This is a genomic window from Leptospira fainei serovar Hurstbridge str. BUT 6 (assembly GCF_000306235.2).
In the GTDB taxonomy this organism is placed as follows: Bacteria; Spirochaetota; Leptospiria; order Leptospirales; family Leptospiraceae; genus Leptospira_B; species Leptospira_B fainei.
Map to the genome: position 1 here is coordinate 1,357,894 of NZ_AKWZ02000010.1, position 19,221 is coordinate 1,377,114.

Below are 19,221 nucleotides of genomic sequence, written 5' to 3' on the forward strand. Positions count from 1 at the left end.
TCCTAAAGTGCTAGGAGAACTTCCGAAAATGCGTAGTCCCCTGCGTGAGTTATACTGATTCGAATACAGGAAGATTTTACTTTTTCCATGTAATCGGAAAGAGTCCCGTAAAAGCGAAAATAGGGGCGACCGTAGTTATCATTGCGCACTTCGATCTCGATATAATTGGGTTGAAACACGGCATCCAAATGGAGGCGAGGTCCGTCCAACGCTTTGATCAACGCTTCTTTTGCCGCGTATCTGCCCGCGTAATAAGTCGCTCGTTGAAGAACCGGTTTCGTATCTGCTTTTGCTCTTTCCCAATCGGTAAAGGTTTCTTTGAAGAAAACGGTACCGGGTTCCGCTAGCGCGTCCTTAAATTCCGGAATAAAGACTAAATCGACTCCTACGGAAATGCCGGGGAAGACAGGTTGACAGACCTCGGAAATTTCTCTATCCAGTTCCGAAGTCATTTTGAAGATACCGAAGATTTGGCTTTTCTGAAAGAAGAGTCCAGTAGCAGCGACACTTCTTCTTCATCGAAGTAGGATTTCGTTTTTCGCTCGTACATCGGCTTGCCGATTCCCATTCTAATTTCATGATATCGATTTCTTCCCGAAATTTCCCGTTCCTTTCGGATAGAAAGATAATTCTGTCTTTGCTCGGGACTCAGTGTCGCTAGGAAGAAGTCGGAGTGTACGAAAACGCACAATGCACCCACATGTCCGAAGCCTAAGGTAGTCAGCATCCCAGCCTTGAGTTTATGCTTTCCATAACGAATCGATTGGTCCGTAAAGGTTAGGAAAGAGAATGCATTCATGTCCGGATCGACCTCTTCCAGGTTTCGATTACCCGTCACTATGCCTTCCTCCAGGGTTTGAAGTACTCCGACCGTTTGCCATGCGGCGGCTCCTCCCTTAGAATGTCCGGTTAGCGATTTTTGTGAAACGATCGGAAGTAAATTTCCGGGTGTCCTGCCTAACTTGCTAAGAAGCGAATATAGAAGTTTGTTTTCATTCTTGTCGTTGGCTTTAGTCGAAGTATCATGTTTATATGCGACTCCGATATCGTCCACAGTAAGGCCGAAGGCTGCCAACGCGGATCGGATAGGAGAGACCCCGTCTCCGCCAGGCTGAAATTTCCCCGAGAGTAAAGTTTGAACTTCCTCGAATAGTTCCTTACCGCCGTCGCCGAAAGAAGAGATCATTCTTTCCTTTTCCTGTTTCCAGCTTATTAAGGCTTTTTTTCTTTGTTCAACGTTCCAGACTTGCGAAGTTCCTTTCGATTCGGCACCTAACGATAGTAAGCCGAGTCCGGGAGCGGGGATGGAGGCTTGAATTCCGTCCGTCTTGGAGCCGGCGTATGCAAGTATTCCATAAACGGGGAGGCCGGCTTCCAAGGCTAAATCTCCGCGCGCTAATAGGATGACTCCGCCTCCATGCGCTTCCACGAATCCGTTTCGACGAATATCATTCGGTCTGCATATTCCGGAAGCTGCTATACCCGAAGCCTCCATCTCAACGCTATCTGCGGTGGCCTGCATATCTCCGAAACCGATCAGACCTTCTTCGGAGAAGTCGTCGAAGGCTCCCGCCAACATGAATCTCGCTTTTCCATCCCGGATGATGTTCATTGCCATTTCTAAGGACACTCCCGCTGTGGCACATGCCGCGACCGGAGTTTGAACGGGGCCATAAGCGCCTACATAGGATGTTAACGCCCATGCTGCGGTGACGTTTATTAAGGATTCTTGAAGTGCATCGTGCTGCCTTTCTTGTCCTAAGAGGAAATCCTGAAACATACGTTTCATCTTGCTCATTCCGCCCATCCCTGATCCGACGGTCGACCCGACTAAACCGGGATGTAGGTAAGCATAAAGCTCAAGCGGCTCCATACCCGAGCGCAAGAACGCTTCGCAGGTACAATATAGATTGTATAAGGTTATTTCATCTACCTGCTTCGTTAAGTCTTTGGGTAAACCGTATCTTGTCGGATCCCATCCTTTCGGAATCTGTCCGGCGACCTTACGGTTTACGCCAAGGGCCTTTTTCACTTTGATCAGGCTTCCTTTTTTTCTTTTGATGAACCATTTGTCTTTTTCGGAGTCGAAATATACTTCGGTTGAGTCGGGTTCCGCTCGATGGAAATCTTCCGCTTCCGAACTATTGGAAACGGGAAGGAAGAAATCATCCTCTAAAACGACGTCAACGAACGAAATAAGGGAATTTGGATCGAATCCGCGAGAAGAAGCGTCTATAAATCGAATACCAGTATTTTCTAATATTGGTTTTTCATATCTGCTCTTTGCTTCCCATTCTTGGATTGCATCTCCGGTTTCGGCGTCCGTCCAAGATCTTCCTTTATCGGAGGCCTGGTATTTTACCATCCCCATCGTCCAAGCGAGTTCCAACGCGCCTTCTAACGATAGTATTCCGCTTTTTTCCAATTCCCAACGACTAACTGAATTTCCTCCGGGCCCTATTTCCGCGAATCCGACTACGCATATTAAATTTGTCGGGTCCAAATGAGTAAGATCTCCGTAGGACTTCAATTCGCGATCCGTAGGTACCGAAGGAAAAGAGAAGACTTCCTTCGGTAACGGATGGATTCGTTTTGCTCGGATTTTTTGCGGAAGTATTTCTGACAATAACTGGCTGGACTCTCGTTTATTCTTGGCTTCTAATATGATATTGGATCTTATTTTGGCCAATGTCGCTCCGAGATTCGGCTGAGATTCAAGGCCTCCCGTAAAATAAGCTTTAAGAATATCTATTTTACGATTATTGAGCGAGTAATATGCCAAACTTGAAATAAGGGTCCCCATATCTCGTTTTGAGAAAGTGAAAACATCCGTCTCCTTTTCCAAGGCTTCGGCAACCAAATCATTGGCTTCCATTAAACCGGTTCCTCTGACCCAACCTATCACGCAGCCGATGATTCGGGTATTTTTACCCCAATCTTCCGATTCCGAAAATTTCTTTCTGAAGAGCGCCTCTAAGCCTAGTTTTGTTTCGGCGTATAATCCGTCTTTTCCGAAGATTCCGTGATTCGGCGATAAAGGTAGGATTACGTTCAAAGGAGAAGCATCCGGGCCCAGCGAACGGCGAGAACGTCCTAATACCCCGATCAGTTTTTCGACTCCTAAGAGCATGACTTGCAAGGAAACTAGAGAAGAGGAATCCAATTGTGATGCGGCATTTTCCTCGCCGATAGCGCCGAACGGCAGTAGTAAATCCGGTTCCCAATTTTTCGCTATAAGCCATTCCGATAAGAAGCGAATGTCATCCAACGAACCTTGCGAGAACGGTACGATTTGTAGAGAAGCTCCAGGCGAGCCGAATTCTTGAAAGACTTCTTTGTATAAACGGACTTTCTGCGACGAGTAGGAAGTCGTAGTAAGAACGACGTCGGCTCCTCCAGCCAATAGCCCCTGAACGGTTTCAAGAGCGATCGAATTGGGGCCGGCTCCCGTTACCAAAACCTTCTTTCCGCTAAAGCTTATTCCTTCCGATACGATAGAACTGAGAACCTCTCCGAATGAATTCGTGAAAGCGGTATTTAAATCGAAGTTGTTTCCAAAATCGGGACTTGTTTTTAGTAAAACTTTAGATTTTAAGAATTCTCTAATGTTTACCTGCTGTTCTATTTCCGAATAATTCCATCCGCCATCGTTGGAGATTTCAAGACGCGGTCTAAGAATCGCAGATTCTACTTTAAAGATCGGTAGGGAAGATGATCGGTTGTTCTTTTCGAGTAAGGATCGTACGAAAGAATTTCTTAATTCCTTCGTTTGAATTTTCGAAAATTCTTCGGACTTATTCCAATATTCGTATACTTCGGCAAGCAGAGTCGATCGATGATTGGAAAGATAGGTTTCCTCTTTCGACCTCATTTTAGTGCGCCTTCCATCGGCGATTTCGGTTAATAGTTGAAGAAGTTTTTTCTTCGCCCATTGACTTGAATTTTGGAACGTGACGATCTTTTTTTCGTCGAAAATCGAAGCGATTTCGCTTTGCCCGGAACTCCGTTCTCTGGCACTATTCAGTAAATCTAAATCTCGGATTAAGTATTGAACAAACGGATCTTCGCCGAGAAGTCGGCTTCTAAGATCTCGAATGTTTTTACTAAACACGCCCTCGGCGCCGAAATATTTACGCTCCAATTCTTCCAAAGCCGCGGCATCAATTTTAGCGCCTCCCCGGCCTCCTTTTGCGGAAGAAGCTTTATGAATTCTGATTCCTTTGCTTTGCGCGAAAATGTCGACGGCTTTGTCCAACCATCGAGCGGCTTCTTTTGCGCTACCGATGCGAGACGATATTGCTATCGAGCTTAGAGGACCTTTACGGATAGATTCTCCGTCTCTCGCGAATAAAGGTAAAAAAACGCTGATTTCGAATATTCCGGATTCTGAAAGTCCTCTTTCTTCCTTCAAATGGCGGAAAACTTCAGTCCTTCCAAAGTCGGGCGGAAAATGCTTCTTGAGAGTTTCTTCGAACGCGGTTCGTAAATAAGGACCAGGTTGAGTGTATTGGGATTGTTCGCTTAACAAACGGTTTAATTCCCTAATCGGCTTTTCATGTCCTCCGTCCAAACTAGGCGTCCGAAATTCCGAGCCTAAATCGGCCATGACTTGGTTTCTCTTCGAAGAGTTGCCTCCAAATAATGAATCAACCGTTTCTTCCTCTGAAATCTCCTCCGGTCTAACCCCGGCCTTAAGGGAGAGCAACGATAATAAAGCGTCTTTTCTGTCCAAACCGACCGAAGCTTCGTCCCCGCTTCCTGAATCCATTTCATGTGAAGATCGATCAGGCTCGGATTCGACGGTATTCGTCGTTATCTGCCTGAGGCTTTCCGACGAGGGGGATGCGGTTGTAATATCGGATTGAGGGGATTGTCGGATGGGACTCCAGATCGCCTCCGGGACATCCTCCAATTCATAGAAGACCGAATTTCTATTTTCTTCCATATGAAGGATTTCATAGGAAGAATGATCCGGCACTTCTCGGATCGTCTGACGCGCCATCCCTGCCAGATCGCCTCGAGCTCCCAAGTCTATCAATCTTCGTACTTTTAATTGTTCGAATAAAACATCCTGTGTTTTGATCCACTGAACCGGCATCGCAAACTGATACGCAAGTAATTCGATCAAAAGCAATCGACGAAGTTCCGAATCGGTTACGGCTTTGTGCGAATCCTTTAAGATTTCGGAAAGTATCGGACTACCGGATGTTTCCGAAACTAGTCTGAGAAACTCTTCTTGAATGGAAAACGGTTTTGCAACCAAGTTCGGTATGTACGTCCCGTCCAATTCGGAGAAGTCCGAGCTTGACGGGATGTTCGATTCTAACGTGTGCCTAAATTCGGCGACACCGGAAACCAAAACTCTGGAATGAAACGGGACGTCGATGCCTTCCAATCGAATCGTCGTCTTTTTACCTCTAACGATTTCCTTAAATTTGGCCTCCATTTCCGATAAGGCCTTTAGGTCTCCGGTTACGGAATATTGCTTATCTCGAATATTCAAGTTTACTACTTCAAGAGGTAGACCCGTACTGACGCGAATCTGTTCTACTACCTCCAGGATCCTTTCTTCGGTTAACCCGACATGGCGATTTCCGAGAACCACACTCATTCCGTACGGGCTTCTTCCTTCCGAATCGCGAGGAACCAACTCTTGCATGGTAAGTCCTCGACCGTAAACGATTCGTATAACGTTCTCTAATCCGAGAAATCCTCTCGCCGAAAGGGACGAGAATTCTCCCAGGGAATGTCCGGCGAATGGAGCGTCCGGCACTAAATATCCTCTGCCTTTCAGGATCTCCCAATCCGCCATAGACTTGGTCACTAACGCTACTTGGGTAAATTGAGTAAGATGAAGAACACCCTTTGGATGCGTCCAGTTTTTGCTTCCGACCCGCAATGAAGTCGGATTGTCTCGTACGATTTCCAGCAAAGAAAATCCTAATTCGTCGGTTACCGTTTTCTCCGCTCGTTCCCAGACTTTTCTCGCTTCGGAAAATTCTTCCATAAGCTTGAGGCCCATCCCTTGCGATTGGGAACCTTGTCCAGTAAAGACGTAGCCGGTTTTTGGAGGTGCAATGACTGCTCTTGCCGACAGTTTACTCTCTCCGCTTCGATTCTCGACTTTTATTTCAAGAATTATATTTCCTTTAAGTTGAGAGGTATGAAAGGCTTCCACGCGCAATTCTTCTTCGAGATAAACGGGAGCTTCGAAGGATTCTTCCAGAGAAAGCAGCCGGGCGGAATCTCCTCCACACACGTCACGCGTTAATAATTTCAATACTTGTGAAGAAGTCCATAGTCCGTGGACGATTCGTTGATCCCAACCTCCGATTCGCGCAAAGTCGTCATCGGTATGAATCGGGTTCGTATCCCCTGATGCAGCAGAATAGTCCGACATATCCGACGGCGCGGTGATTATGTCCGAAAGCACTCGATACGATTTTGGCAGCTTTACCTCTGCCTCGGCTTCCGCAAAAGATAAAAAGAATCGATCGAAAGACGAGGTCTGATCGGAAGAAAGCTGTTCTTCCAATTTGAACGTTCCCCAAGGTTCAAAACCTCCGGAAGTTCGCTTCTCAATCATTCCTTCGACAAAGTAATTCGTTGTCCGAAAATCCACTTCCTTGCTAAGTTTTTCTTTGCTCGAAAATCGTAAGATGGATCCGATTTCAAGTTCTTTAGCAGGTTTTAGTCCGCTTATCCACGGTAAGGATGAAACGACATCCCTTTGTGCGATCGATTTGATTTCGATGGTTTTCTGGATTGGTAAGGAGTCGAAATAGGGAATGGATCCGAACGATCCCCTAATTAGGAATCCGGTTTCAAACGAACAGATAAACTGCTCACCCCGATAGACGGCTCCCGCGATGAACAGTTCCGTACCAACCAAAGACTTACTTGCTTTTACTAAACGAACTTTAGAGCGGATTCGGTCCCCCGGTTTTAATTCCCCGGCAGTTTTGTTCCATTTAAAGGATTGTGAAAGATGCAGAAGTCTAAAAAGATTAACATCCTTAAATGCGAATAAAGGAGCCATTAGGATCTTCCATGCGAATGTTACGCCCATCCCTAACGACGGCACAGGCTCGGCTCGTAAATCGATTCTTCGCAGTTCACCTGTCGCTTTTCTGAAATTCAGAATGCTTTCGCGATCGAGGACGGTTTCGGAGTTTAATTCGGGAAAATCGGACGTAGTCTTGAGAACTGAGCGATCGATTTTCCATGATTGGGAATAGAAATCCAGTATCGATTGATTTCGGAATTCAACGTCTTCGGCGATGAAAGATTCCCGATCGGTAGAAAGTTGAAAGCGTCGTTTAAACGGAATTGATAAGTTATCGCCCGGACGAGAGAAGAATATTTCCAATTGTGCTGAAATCGGATCGATCAGCCGTAACTCTATTTTAAGATTTTCCCCTTCATAAACCCTAAGTAAAATCAGTTCTTTGGTGGGGCTGATTTCCCAGGAGTAAGTTCTTCCCGTCTTCGCTTCGAAAAAGAGAGGTAGATCCGTTACTTCTCTTCCGATTCTGGGTGAATTCAGCACACCGGAAAGAAATCCTTTACCAAGGCGAGAAAGCGATCGGATCCAATCTCGAGAATTAATTTCGAATTCTTGAGGAATACGTAAACTTCCGCCGAGACCGGAATCAGAATCTTTAAATTCTAGATTTCCCGGAATAAAATCCTTATTATCGAATAAGTCGGACCAATCGATTCCCTTATCTCTCCTTTCAGGTTGAATTCCATTTATGAAGTCGGAGAATATGGAGGCTACAGGCTGATTCAATATTCGGATTCCTGAAACCGCTTTCGGTCCCGGAATCCACGCACATGCGTCCGGATCCATTCCTACGCAATGAGAATACCAGAGCGAGTCGGAGCGGATCCATTTTACGAGATCCTCATCCAAAACGGGAATAAAATTAACCGGTTTGCCTGGGCGTTTACAAACATCTAGAAAGAAAATTCGGTCTTCAGGTAGGAGAAGTTTCTCGCTTCCTTCCGAATATTCTACTTTCCATTTATTTAATATATCTTCCGGCTTTTTTAGTTCATTCGAATCGGTCAGTATGGAATAATGGATTTTTTCGTCCGAGGTTAGAATTCTCTCTTCAAATCGGTAGAGCAATTCCTCTAATCTGGCTCTAAAACTACGATCTATAAACGGGTGATCCGGCCATTCACCTTCCGGTGAAACGAGTCTTTCCCCCGGACAAGTAAGTTCAATATACCTTGCTAGTACGTCGGTATACGTCATTTTCTCCAGGTCACCGAAATACGGTTTTGCAGTGGAGTTGATGAGCGAGATCAGTTCTTCTCTGCGGTTAAGAACGTTTTGCCTTGCTTCGTCCGGTTCCTTACCTTTCGTTAATTCTTCCGCCAATGCTGATACTTTTGTCCATGTATTATGGGCGTAGTAGATATCGGCGCCTAGTCCGGATCTACCTGATAGCACGCCTCCGGCGATTTTTCCTTCTTTTGTCGTTTGCCATTCGATGGAACCGGATAGATCCACTAACGATTGCTTAATTTTATCCGAGGTCGCGCATTCTTTTGCGGACATTAGTCTTGTTCCTAGAAAGACTGCGTCGACAGGCATAATGCGCTGTTTTGCCCAAGTTCCGAAGAGCCAACGCCTCGCGTCTTCCGGTTCTGCGATTCCGCCTCCTACGGCGAGAATCAAATTCGGAGTGTTCCGTATTTCTGCGTAAGTGGAACTTACCAACTCTTCCAAATCTTCCCAGCTATGGTGACCACCGGCGGCACCGCCTTCTATCTGCATCAAAATTGTGGACTCGGGAATTTTTTTGGCGATGGAAATGACTTGCTGTATTTGAGCTTTCGTTCCCGGTTTGAAAGAATTAAGCCAGATTCCGTGAGATTCAAAATCTTTAATAATTCGAACGGCTTCATCGGTATCGGGAATTCCTGCCGAGATTGTGACTCCTTCGATGGGAGCTCCTTCCGATTTTAATTTCTTTACTAACGGAACTTGCAAGTTCCAAAGATACGCGTCCAGATAGAGAAGATTGATGACGATTTTCTTTCCTGCCGGTAATTCTTTTCGAAACCTCTCCATTCTAGTCCGAAAAATTTCTTCGGTGACTTGGCCGCCTCCGGCCCATTCAACTAAATATCCTTCTTTTGCAGCGGCGATAATAATGTCGGGTTCGACCGTAGAAGGAGTCATACCTCCGCCGAATACGGGAGGATGTTCCGCCCAGACGGAATATGCGTTGCGTAGAAATTCTTTTCCTTCGGGTAATCTTACTATTTCCGGAGAAAATTCTTCCCAGGATTTAGGAAAACTTAATGAACTCGATTTTTGAAAGGAACGAAACGATTCGTCTCTATCTAAATTCTCTATTAAGAAGGATTTGCCCCGTAAATTCGAAGCACAAATCTTATCGATTCCCGTGCCGGGGCCGAAGGAAAGAAGAAGAACTTTCTCATCACTGGACTGAAACTCTTTCGTACAAGTTTTCCAATCCAACGGATCTGCAACCACCATTCGAGCGAGGGATAACGCTATGCCCGGTTCGTCTTTCAGATTTTTTCCGTCTCGAGTATCGTACAAAGGGATCTCTAAATCTTCCGGTTTCGGATCGAATCCGATCCGTTTTAAGTCTTCTTCCAAGAGAACCGGAACTCTCCGTAATAGCTGGCAATGAAATGGCGCCGAAATATTGAGGAATATCCAAGAATCTAAATCCGGAAAACCGGAATGGGATAGAATCTCCCGAAAGTCCAATAAAGATTCCGCGGATCCGCATAAAACGACGGAACGTTCCGAATTTTGAAGACCGAGATAAACCGTATCCTCGGCCGTTCTTTCAGAATTAAATTTTTCTAAAATAGGAACGAGCTTATCCGCTTCCGCCTGAAGCGCCGCCATCGGAGAAGGGTGTTCTCCCGGCTTTATGAACCTTTTGTAAGAGGCGTCGATTTCTAAGATCGGAAATTCTTCCTGCGAGCGTATTGCTAAGTGTAAAATAGCTCGTAGTATGAGAGAAAGATTCTTAAGGAATGATTCCCTATTTTTAGAAACGGAAAGTAGGAGCCCGGCATAGACGCCTTGCGAATGACCACAAATTCCGGAAACATTCGATCTTAATAATTCCCAGTGTCCTTCTTCTTTTAGAAATCGAAATAAACCTGCGGCTTGAGTGATGAATATTAGCGGCACGCTGTATGAGCAGAGAGATAATTGTGACGACGTCGGCGTAAGTTCCGGTTGCTTTAACCATTCGGATAGATGGAATCCGTGCGGTAGGCAGGCATTGGCTCTATCCTTGCTTAAGCCTGCGAACTCTTCTTCCAATGTGATAAAAACGACGTCGAAAAAATCCTTATGAAAATTTCCTTCCTCATAGAACGACCGAAGTTCAGGTAATGCGTCCGAACCTTGTCCGCCGAAGATCGAAAATACTTTAGATTTATTTAAAGATAGGAATTTGAAGATCGATAGCGGCTCTTCGGTAAAGGTATGAGTACTAATGTAATTCGCTTTCATTTTAACATCCATGGATGCTGAAATCGTTTAAAATTCAACCACCCAAGTTTAGTGGTCTTTCGCTTGATCGAATTTCAAGAAAAAAATGAATTTCTCTAGTTAAAAATTAAATACGCAGAATCGAACAGTGTTCTTGCAAATTTAGCAATTGCTACAATTCAATATTTTTCTTAATTTCTAATTTGATTGTACAGTATTTAAGCTAATGAACAATAGTTAGCTAACATTCGTTAACTAACTATTGTTCATTAAATTTAAAAGGAAAAATAAATAAACTGTAATGTAATCTTGGAATAATCTGTAGCAATCCGCTTGGGTGCGATTTGAGTAAATATTCATATTTAGAAAGAATTACAAAATTATAAAATAATCGATCTTGCCGATTCCGACTAAGTTGTCATGATTCTATTCTTCTCCGACTTTCGCGAAGGGCGGTTGACTGAGTTTTCTTTTGATCGAAGGTGGGCCACAGGTTAGGCCGCGGGATTTATCTTTGGATCGAGAATTCGAATGATTCTTGAGTCAAGCCGGTAGGAAGCATTAAGACTTTTCCGGCTTTCAAGGGAACTTTCGGAACCATGAAGCTGATTCCGGCAAAGCTAGGTAATACTAATCGACTTATCGCCATGACTCCGAAGACGTCGAAACCGGTTGTTGCAATTACCTTAATTCCTGTAAAACCGTCTTTATGAATTCGCCGGATTAACCATAAGCCCGAGGTTTGGGTTTCCATCGTGATGTCAGTAATCACACAGGAGAGTTCGGCCTTATGCTTTGTATAAAGTTCCCATCCTTGGGCGGCGTCTTTAGCGCGCAGAACTTCGCATTTCAGATTTTCCAAATATATAATTAAATTATCTGCGTATCGGTCGTTATCGTCGACTACAAGTATTAAAGGCTTCAAGGTAAAATTCCCGCTCCTGCATATTGGTTATCGGTCAGTTTACGATAGATTCCGTTTTGATCCATTAGCGAAATATGATTTCCCTCTTCGACTATACGGCCATTGTCCATGACTATGATTCTGGGTATATCCTTGATCGTAGATAAACGATGGGCAATTACGAATGTGGTTCGATTGGCGAATAATCGACGGAGCGCGTCGCTTACCAAACGTTCCGACTCGACATCTAACGCCGAGGTCGCTTCGTCTAAAATCATGATTTCCGGGTTTCGTAACAAGGCTCTTGCTATAACGAGACGTTGACGTTGTCCACCGGATAAATTTAAGCCTCGGACTCCTAAGATGCTATCATATCCGCGATCCATTTTTTTGATAAAATCGTGCGCGTGGGCCAATCGAGCGGCTCGGATCACATCTTTACGATTCGCGCCTGGTCTTCCGTAGGAAATATTGTCCATCACACTTCCGTGGAAAAGAAAGATATCTTGCGTTACGATGCCTATTTTTTTACGCAAATCGGATAAGGAGAGATCTTTGATATTGAAACCGTCGAATTCTATAAAGCCGGAGCTAGGGTCGAAAAATCTTGGGATCAAGTCCATTAAGGTGGATTTCCCGCAGCCGCTTGCTCCGACAATGGCGATCGTTTCTCCGACTTTTACGTTCAAATTAATGTCTTTTAATACCTCGGTACTTGTTCCCGGATACGCGAACGTCACATTCTTGAATCGTATGGAATCCTGTAGCGTAAACGAATCCACTTTCGCGATTTCACTATGATCTTCAGTTTCTAAATCTACGATTTCGAAGATGCGTCTCCCTGCCGAAATCGATTGCGATACTTTTCCCACCATTTGAGAGAGCTGAGTTAATGGTCTAAGCAGGAACAGTAATGTTAAGAGAAAGGCCATGAAATCGCCGGTAGAAAATCGGGACGCTCCGGTCCCGGAAAAGATGAACTTAGCTCCTAATGCAAAGAAACCGAGAACGACTAACGAAGAGGTAAGTTCGACCAAATTGGGAGCGACTTGAAGGTAATATTGTCCTTTGAAATTGCGTCGATAAACGTTCTGGTTTATTTTTTTGAATTTTTCCTTCTCGAATTCTTCCGTATGGAATATGCGAATTACTTTAATTCCGGAAATCATTTCTTGCAAATTAGCGTTTAGATCCGCCATTTTTTCCTGGAGCCTTTCCGTCGACTTGGTGATTTTTTTCGTGAACAATGTAACGGGAAGGATGATAACCGGGACTGCCGCGCACGCGATCAATAAAAGTTCCGTATTCAGATACAATAGAACGATCAAATGCGTGACTACATAAAAGAAATTGATTGTTGCATCTCGAAAATTCGACGAGATGACTGCGGCGACGACTTCGACGTCGTTGATGATTCGGCTCATTAAGAGTCCGGTTTTTTCCTTAAAGAAAAACGTTAAAGGCAGGATTTGATTCTTTTCAAAAAGTTCTTGGCGAAGATCCCGAACGGCTCGATAACCCGCAGTTGCTAGACAAAAGACTGATGCGAGATATGAGATCAATTTCAAACCGTAGACGGGAAGTATGAGTAAGCATACCGCCCAAACGACTTCCTTAGGTTCCATGTACTTGGTTCGGCCGTTTGACCATTGCTTCGCGTCGATTAGAATTTTCTTAACCCGTTCTACGGCATCTAAACTGTCGTAACCTTGGTACCGTTCTTTTAGAAGGATATCCTGCTCCGGTTTTGTCAGCTCGAATTGAAAACGGGTATTCGGGTCGGCGCCCATTGTATCGAAAAGGGGAATAACTGCGGTTAAAGAGACGGCGTTTAGGATAGCCGTGATTAGAGCAAAAAGAATGCCTAGCGTAAATCGATACTTATATCGTACCGAATAGGCCATTAATCGAAAAAATATTTTCATCGATTTAGGTTTCGGCGACGATCCTGGAGAAATTTCTGACGATATCCAATCCGTTCTGGGTCATGATCGATTCCGGATGAAATTGTACGCCGAAAAGATTCGCTTTCGTTTTATGTCGAACTCCCATGATCACTCCGTCCTGAGTCTTCGACGAGACTTCTAGTTCCTTAGGAAGGCTTTCGGGTTGAATGACTAACGAGTGATATCGAGTCGCTAAAAACGGAGAAGGAATTCCGCTATAAATATCCAAACCGTCGTGTTCGATTAGGCTGACTTTACCGTGCATAATACTCGGAGCGTTGACGATTTTACCACCGTAAACCAGTCCGATTGCCTGGTGACCTAGACATACGCCTAATATCGGAACCTTCCCGCTCAATTCTTTTAGAACATCCAAGCACACTCCGGAATCTTCGGGGCGTCCAGGGCCGGGGCTCAATACGATTCCTTTAGGATTCAATTCCGAAATACGAATTAAATCTATTTTATCATTTCTAAAGACTTCGACCTGATTTCCAATTTGGCAAAAATACTGATATAGATTATAGGTAAAGGAGTCGTAGTTATCGATGAGTAATATCATCTATTCCATTCTCCTTTAAGTCCGTTACGTGCAAAATCGACCGCGCGTAACAGGGCCGCCATTTTATTCTTTGTTTCTTCTAGCTCGCCTTCCGGAGAAGAATCATAAACCACTCCTCCTCCGGCTTGAATGAACGCTTTTTCTCCATAGAACGAAATCGTCCGGATGACGATTGCCATATCCGTATCGCCTCCATAAGAGATATAGCCCAATGCGCCCGAATAAATTCCTCGCCGGGTTCTCTCCAGCTCGTCGATAATCTCCATCGCGCGAATTTTAGGAGCTCCCGAAACGGTACCGGCAGGCAAGGTGGCCCGCAGAAGATCGTATACCGTCTTATTTGATCCCAACTTTCCGAAGCATTGACTTACGATATGCATGACATGCGAATAGCGCTCGATGATTTTAAAATCTTCCACACGAACGGATCCAGGTTCGCAAACTCTTCCTAGATCATTTCTTCCCAGATCGACCAGCATAATATGTTCGGCAATTTCCTTGGGATCAGAAAGAAGATTCTCTTCTAAAGCTTTGTCAAGTTCGGGAGTGGCCCCGCGAGGACGGGTTCCGGCAATCGGCCGCAGATATGTTTTTCTATCTTTGCATTTGACCATGATTTCCGGAGAAGATCCTACGACGGAAATATCGTCCAGTTTGAGAAAGTACATATATGGACTCGGATTCACGGTTCTTAGCCCTCGATATACTTGGAAAGGAGGAACTCCCGGACGAAACTCCAATTTTCTGGAAGGAACGACCTGAAAAATATCGCCTGCGTAAATGTATTCTTTCGCTTTTTGGACCGCTTTTTTGTAATCTTCGTCGGGAATATTCGGGCGATATTCTAAAGTTTCAGTCGTTTGCAGAGGATGTTTGACCCAGCCGGGGACTTCCCCCTCACGGAGGTCTTTTTCGATCGCATCGATTCTTGCGAGAGTGGCTTCGTAACAAGCTTTTGGATCTTCAAAGTCGGAAAGTCTGGCGTTAACTACGATTCTTAGCAATCGATCCACATGATCCACTACCAAAACTTCGTCATACAGTGCAAAGTAGGCATCGGGTGACGGCTCGTCTTCCGGCTTCGTATCCGGTATGTTTTCATAATAGCGGACGCAGGAATAGGAGAGAAATCCTACTGCCCCGCCTTGGAAAGATGGAAGACGATGATCCGGCACATATACGTCGTCTCCCATAGAATATTCCAAAAGAAACAACGGATCGTAGGTGATGATCTCCGTCTCCGGCTCGTTTCGTTTCGAGATATAAAAAAGGCCGTTCTTACCGTAAATGAGGCGATATGGTTCCTTACCTAAAAAGGAATTCCGACCGACATTTTCGCCGCCTTCAACGGATTCGAGAAGAAAGGAATGTTTGGCCTCGGTTCCTCCCCATTTTGCAAATAAGGAGACCGGAGTTTCCAGATCCAGAAACACTTGCTTAAATATCGGAATTAAATTTCCGATCTGAGTTCGTTTCAGAAACTCGTCGTATGTAAGGGAGAATTCCTTCAGAGGTTCGGTCCTTCGATTCCCTTTCCTTCGGATAAGTAACGGGAAATGATCAAGCGCTGAATTTGCGAAGTTCCTTCGTATATTTGGAAAATCTTAGCATCCCGCATCAATTTTTCCACCGGGTATTCAGAATTAAATCCGTATCCACCCAATACCTGAACTGCATCCGTCGTAATTCTCATGCAAGAATCGGCGCAAAATACCTTGGCGATGGATGCCTGATAAGTATTTCTAAACCCTTGGTCTATCAACCATGCGGCTTGGTAACAAAGAAGTCTTCCGGCTTCGATATCGCGGGCCATCTCTGCGATCATAAACGAAATCGATTGATTTTCAATAATCGGTTTTCCGAACGCCGCGCGAGTTTTCGCATATTCGAGGGCATGTTCCATGGCGGCTCTGGCAACTCCGACCGCTCCGATTGCGACTCCCGGACGAGTATGGTCAAAGGCGCCCATCGCGATTTTGAATCCTTCGCCTTCGCTTCCGATCATTTGGCTTTTATGAACTTTCACTTCCTCGAAAGTGATTCCACGCGTGTCGGAACATTTTTGCCCCATATTGAGTTCTTTCTTACCTATGATTACGCCGGGGGTCTTGGAACTTACGATAAATCCGGTGATTCCCTTATGTCCCGCAGCCGGATCCGTTTTGGTTAATACAAAAAACCAATCCGCATAACCTGCGTTGGTGATCCACATTTTGGAACCGTTAATAATATATTCGTCGCCTACTTTTCTGGCCGTTGTTCTAATTCCGGCGACGTCGGAACCGGCACCTGGTTCAGTCACTGCATAAGCGCAAAGTTGGAATTGCTCGGTCATCGGCTGAACCCATTTTTTGAGAACCTCGTCGCTGGCTCCGATTAGAACCGGAGCCAAAGCTAGATTGTTTGCTAAAATGGCCGTTGCCATCGCCGAACAGCCCCAGAAAAGTTCTTCTCCGATGATTACATCGTCTAGTTCTTTCATTCCGGCCCCGTTGTATTTTTCGGGGATATGAATGTTCATTAGGCCGATTTCCCAGGCCTTTTTTAAAATTTGTAGGGGATACTCCCCAGTTTTATCATGATGCTCGGCTTTGGGGCGAATTTCATTTTTAGAAAAGTCGCGGGCTAAATCCCGAAGAGCTCTCTGATCGTCCGATAGTGCAAAATCCATTCTCGATAACCTTATGTGGGATGTTCGGGTCTCCGGGAGGACGGATAAATTGGCTTCTTTCATCCCATCCCGAACGAACCCAATTTGGCCGTTCGCACGAGTCGGCGGAAATTGGAACAGAATTGCGATTGGTCGCCTCACTAAACGAGACGGGATCGGAGGAACTTCCCTTAGGAACCCTAAGATACAGGTTCTAGTTGGAAGGTTCCGAAGTCAAGAACGTACATCCTAAGGATTCGAGACCGGATCTTGATAAACTGGCATTATTTGCCGAAATTCGGGCGATCTAAGGGGGTTTTCGGTTGGGAAATTTATTTCCGGAAGCCGGATTTTGGAGACAAAATAAATTTTGCGGTAGGACCTTTGGAAGGATTCGTTTCGTTCCACTGGAAAGTTTTTTTTTCACCTTTTTTTTGCCGATTCGGGCTCGAAAACCGGATATTCAATTTAGCATTTTTTTATATAGGATAGCGAATTTTGATTGTTGTCGTTAGGTTTAATAAGAAATTATCATATCCCATGTCGACTTAGAACGATCTAAATCGGCTAATTAAAAAAGGAAGAACACAATGAAAAAACTTCTACTCGCCGTTACGGCACTCTCTCTTGTTGCAGCTTTTGCTCTCAGCGCGGAAGAAAAAAAAGAAGCTCCTAAAAAAGATGAAGCTAAGAAAGAGCACCACGAAAAAGAGCACCACAAAAAAGAGCACCACAAAAAAGAGGAAAAGAAGTAATCCGTTAAACGGACTTCAGCCCTTCGCGCTTGATTTAAGTGTGGAGCGACAACTGGGCTGCCCGAAAGGGCGGCCCTTTTTATTTTAAGAAAGCCTTCAGACCCCGAAAGAAGATCAAAAATGCCGGTGATCGTGGTGGCAAAAAAAAGCCGGCCTAACGAAATAGATACGTTAGCACCGGACTTAAGTGTGAAGCGACGATAGGACCCCAAAAAAATTGGGCCCTAATTTGTATAAATGACCCCGTTTTGCAACCTGTCAGCTATTTTTTCCCAAAAATGGTTTCTTTAGAGAATGAGCGGAACATAGATTCCGCCTGACGCGTCATAGCTGAGAGAGGAATCTTTGAAGCAACTCCGAATGACGTTTTCCTTCTCTTTCGCTTCAAAATCGTATTCTAAATTGGCATAACGACTTTGGGCCTATTTTTTTTCGGAAGGATCGAATCGTGGTTTTAGGATTTGGGAAAATTGCCTTTAACCAAAGAACACATGAAGTATACGAGTTAGATTCCATTCTGATGAAAATCCAATAACCTGGATAAATCAGCAAAAATAAAGGTATTTTTAGTTTAATTATCTATTAAAATGATTTTTTGTCTAATATAACAGAAAAAAAGATTGAAAAATATAGATCAAAACGGAAATATTTAAAAATACTGAAGTGAGGTTTTATCTTCTCTTCGGAATCAGATGTAAGGAAGAACACGATGAAAAAACTACTACCCGCAATTACGGCACTCTCTCTTGTTGCAGCTTTTGCTCTCAGCGCGGAAGAAAAAAAAGAAGCTCCTAAAAAAGATGAAGCTAAGAAAGAAGCTCACAAAGCCGAACACAATAAAAAAGAGCACAAGAAGTAATCTAGGAAGAGCTCATCTAACTCTATCGAATGGATGGAGGAATGAATTGGATCGTTCACACCGCGGTTGAATGATCCTTTTTATTTTGTTCCTTTATTCGTTAAAATATCGTTTCGATGGGAATGTGCGGATCGTCTCCCTAATTCTAACGCTAACCGACCTTCCGCCATTTTGTTCGGATGAAGATAGGGTGTTTTAGTGATTACCCGAATGATTTTCTTTCCGTACTTTCGAGCGATTAGGTCCTTTAATTCCCTCGTTTCGCTACTGATCACGCTGACGGACCCGTCGAACGCCCGAAGCAAAGGCTGACTGGAACTAGGCTTCCCGTTGTCGATTTCGTGGGTAATGATTCGTTTTATACTGGGATCTAGAATTAGTTCTTTGATCGGTTCCGCGTCGACCACGCCCCCGTCCAGAAATTCATCCCCATCGATGATCGGAATTTCGAATAATAGAGGAAATGTCATCGAGGCTAAAATTAGATCGATTGCATTTCCCTCCGTCTTGAGTTCCCGGATTCCTTTGGTTAAATTCGAAACCGCCAGACCGATCGGAGTGGGAAAGTCCTTAAGGTTTTTTCCCCCAATATAGGGTTCTAAAAGATCCCGGATTCGCTTTCCGCTTAAAAAGCCGGAATATTTTTTCAAACCCTTTCGAAACGGTTTTGTAAATTGAGAAAATACGTTACCTTCCCAGAAGTCCTTTTTCTTTAAAGTAAGGATAAATCGGGTAATTTCTTCCGGTGGAATTCCTGCTGCAATTAGCGAACCGATTAAAGCTCCCGAACTTGATCCGGTTATTTTTGCGGGTTTAAAGCCGATTTCCTTTAAGCCGAGGACAAAACCGGAATGTGCAAAAAAACCGAAAAACGCCGAATTCAAGGACAAAGCGTCAAAGGATTTTTTGATGAGAATGGTAGGGGACTTGGCCATTGGAATGTGGTAGAAGCAAGCCGTTTGTCTGTCCATATTTTTACCCCCGCCTTTTAAACGCCGATTTCGGAATTCCGAAAAACGAGAACGATGGAAAACGACTTTTCCTCTT

At 44.5% G+C, this 19,221-nt stretch carries 10 protein-coding genes; 2 read left to right on the top strand and 8 right to left on the bottom strand.

What is annotated here, in order from left to right; all coding sequences use genetic code 11:
* Positions 1-2: 2 nt before the first annotated feature.
* From LEP1GSC058_RS15505 to LEP1GSC058_RS15535, 7 genes are all read right to left on the bottom strand, one after another.
* Positions 3-452, bottom strand: coding sequence for a holo-ACP synthase (locus LEP1GSC058_RS15505; RefSeq protein WP_016549927.1), 450 nt, complete (start codon positions 450-452; stop codon positions 3-5).
* On the bottom strand, positions 449-10,519 hold the full coding sequence (locus tag LEP1GSC058_RS15510; protein WP_039948705.1) for a type I polyketide synthase: 10,071 nt from the start codon (positions 10,517-10,519) through the stop codon (positions 449-451). The genes LEP1GSC058_RS15505 and LEP1GSC058_RS15510 overlap by 4 nt, the downstream gene beginning before the upstream one ends.
* Before the next feature lie 487 nt (positions 10,520-11,006).
* Positions 11,007-11,423: a response regulator gene (locus LEP1GSC058_RS15515; RefSeq protein WP_016549325.1), complete on the bottom strand. Its 417-nt coding sequence runs from the start codon at positions 11,421-11,423 to the stop codon at positions 11,007-11,009.
* Positions 11,420-13,327, bottom strand: coding sequence for an ABC transporter ATP-binding protein (locus LEP1GSC058_RS15520; RefSeq protein ID WP_016550109.1), 1,908 nt, complete (start codon positions 13,325-13,327; stop codon positions 11,420-11,422). The genes LEP1GSC058_RS15515 and LEP1GSC058_RS15520 overlap by 4 nt, the downstream gene beginning before the upstream one ends.
* A gap of 4 nt (positions 13,328-13,331) precedes the next feature.
* A complete protein-coding gene (locus LEP1GSC058_RS15525) occupies positions 13,332-13,910 on the bottom strand; it encodes an anthranilate synthase component II (RefSeq protein ID WP_016550876.1) in 579 nt (192 codons plus the stop codon).
* Positions 13,907-15,331, bottom strand: a complete 1,425-nt coding sequence (trpE, locus tag LEP1GSC058_RS15530) for an anthranilate synthase component I (protein WP_039948706.1) — start codon at positions 15,329-15,331, stop codon at positions 13,907-13,909. Before trpE ends, LEP1GSC058_RS15525 begins: the two co-directional genes overlap by 4 nt.
* 86 nt (positions 15,332-15,417) lie before the next feature.
* On the bottom strand, positions 15,418-16,581 hold the full coding sequence (locus tag LEP1GSC058_RS15535) for an acyl-CoA dehydrogenase family protein (protein WP_016549400.1): 1,164 nt from the start codon (positions 16,579-16,581) through the stop codon (positions 15,418-15,420).
* Between the two features lie 569 nt (positions 16,582-17,150).
* Between LEP1GSC058_RS15535 and LEP1GSC058_RS20380 the strand changes: the two genes are divergently transcribed.
* Positions 17,151-17,315: a hypothetical protein gene (locus LEP1GSC058_RS20380; protein ID WP_016550979.1), complete on the top strand. Its 165-nt coding sequence runs from the start codon at positions 17,151-17,153 to the stop codon at positions 17,313-17,315.
* A 709-nt stretch (positions 17,316-18,024) separates the two neighbouring features.
* Entirely contained in the window at positions 18,025-18,174 is a 150-nt protein-coding gene (locus tag LEP1GSC058_RS20385) for a hypothetical protein (RefSeq protein WP_016550712.1), read from the top strand.
* An 80-nt stretch (positions 18,175-18,254) separates the two neighbouring features.
* On the opposite strand, the gene LEP1GSC058_RS15545 is transcribed toward LEP1GSC058_RS20385, so the two are convergent.
* Entirely contained in the window at positions 18,255-19,145 is an 891-nt protein-coding gene (locus LEP1GSC058_RS15545; protein ID WP_084680433.1) for a patatin-like phospholipase family protein, read from the bottom strand.
* Positions 19,146-19,221 lie beyond the last annotated feature (76 nt).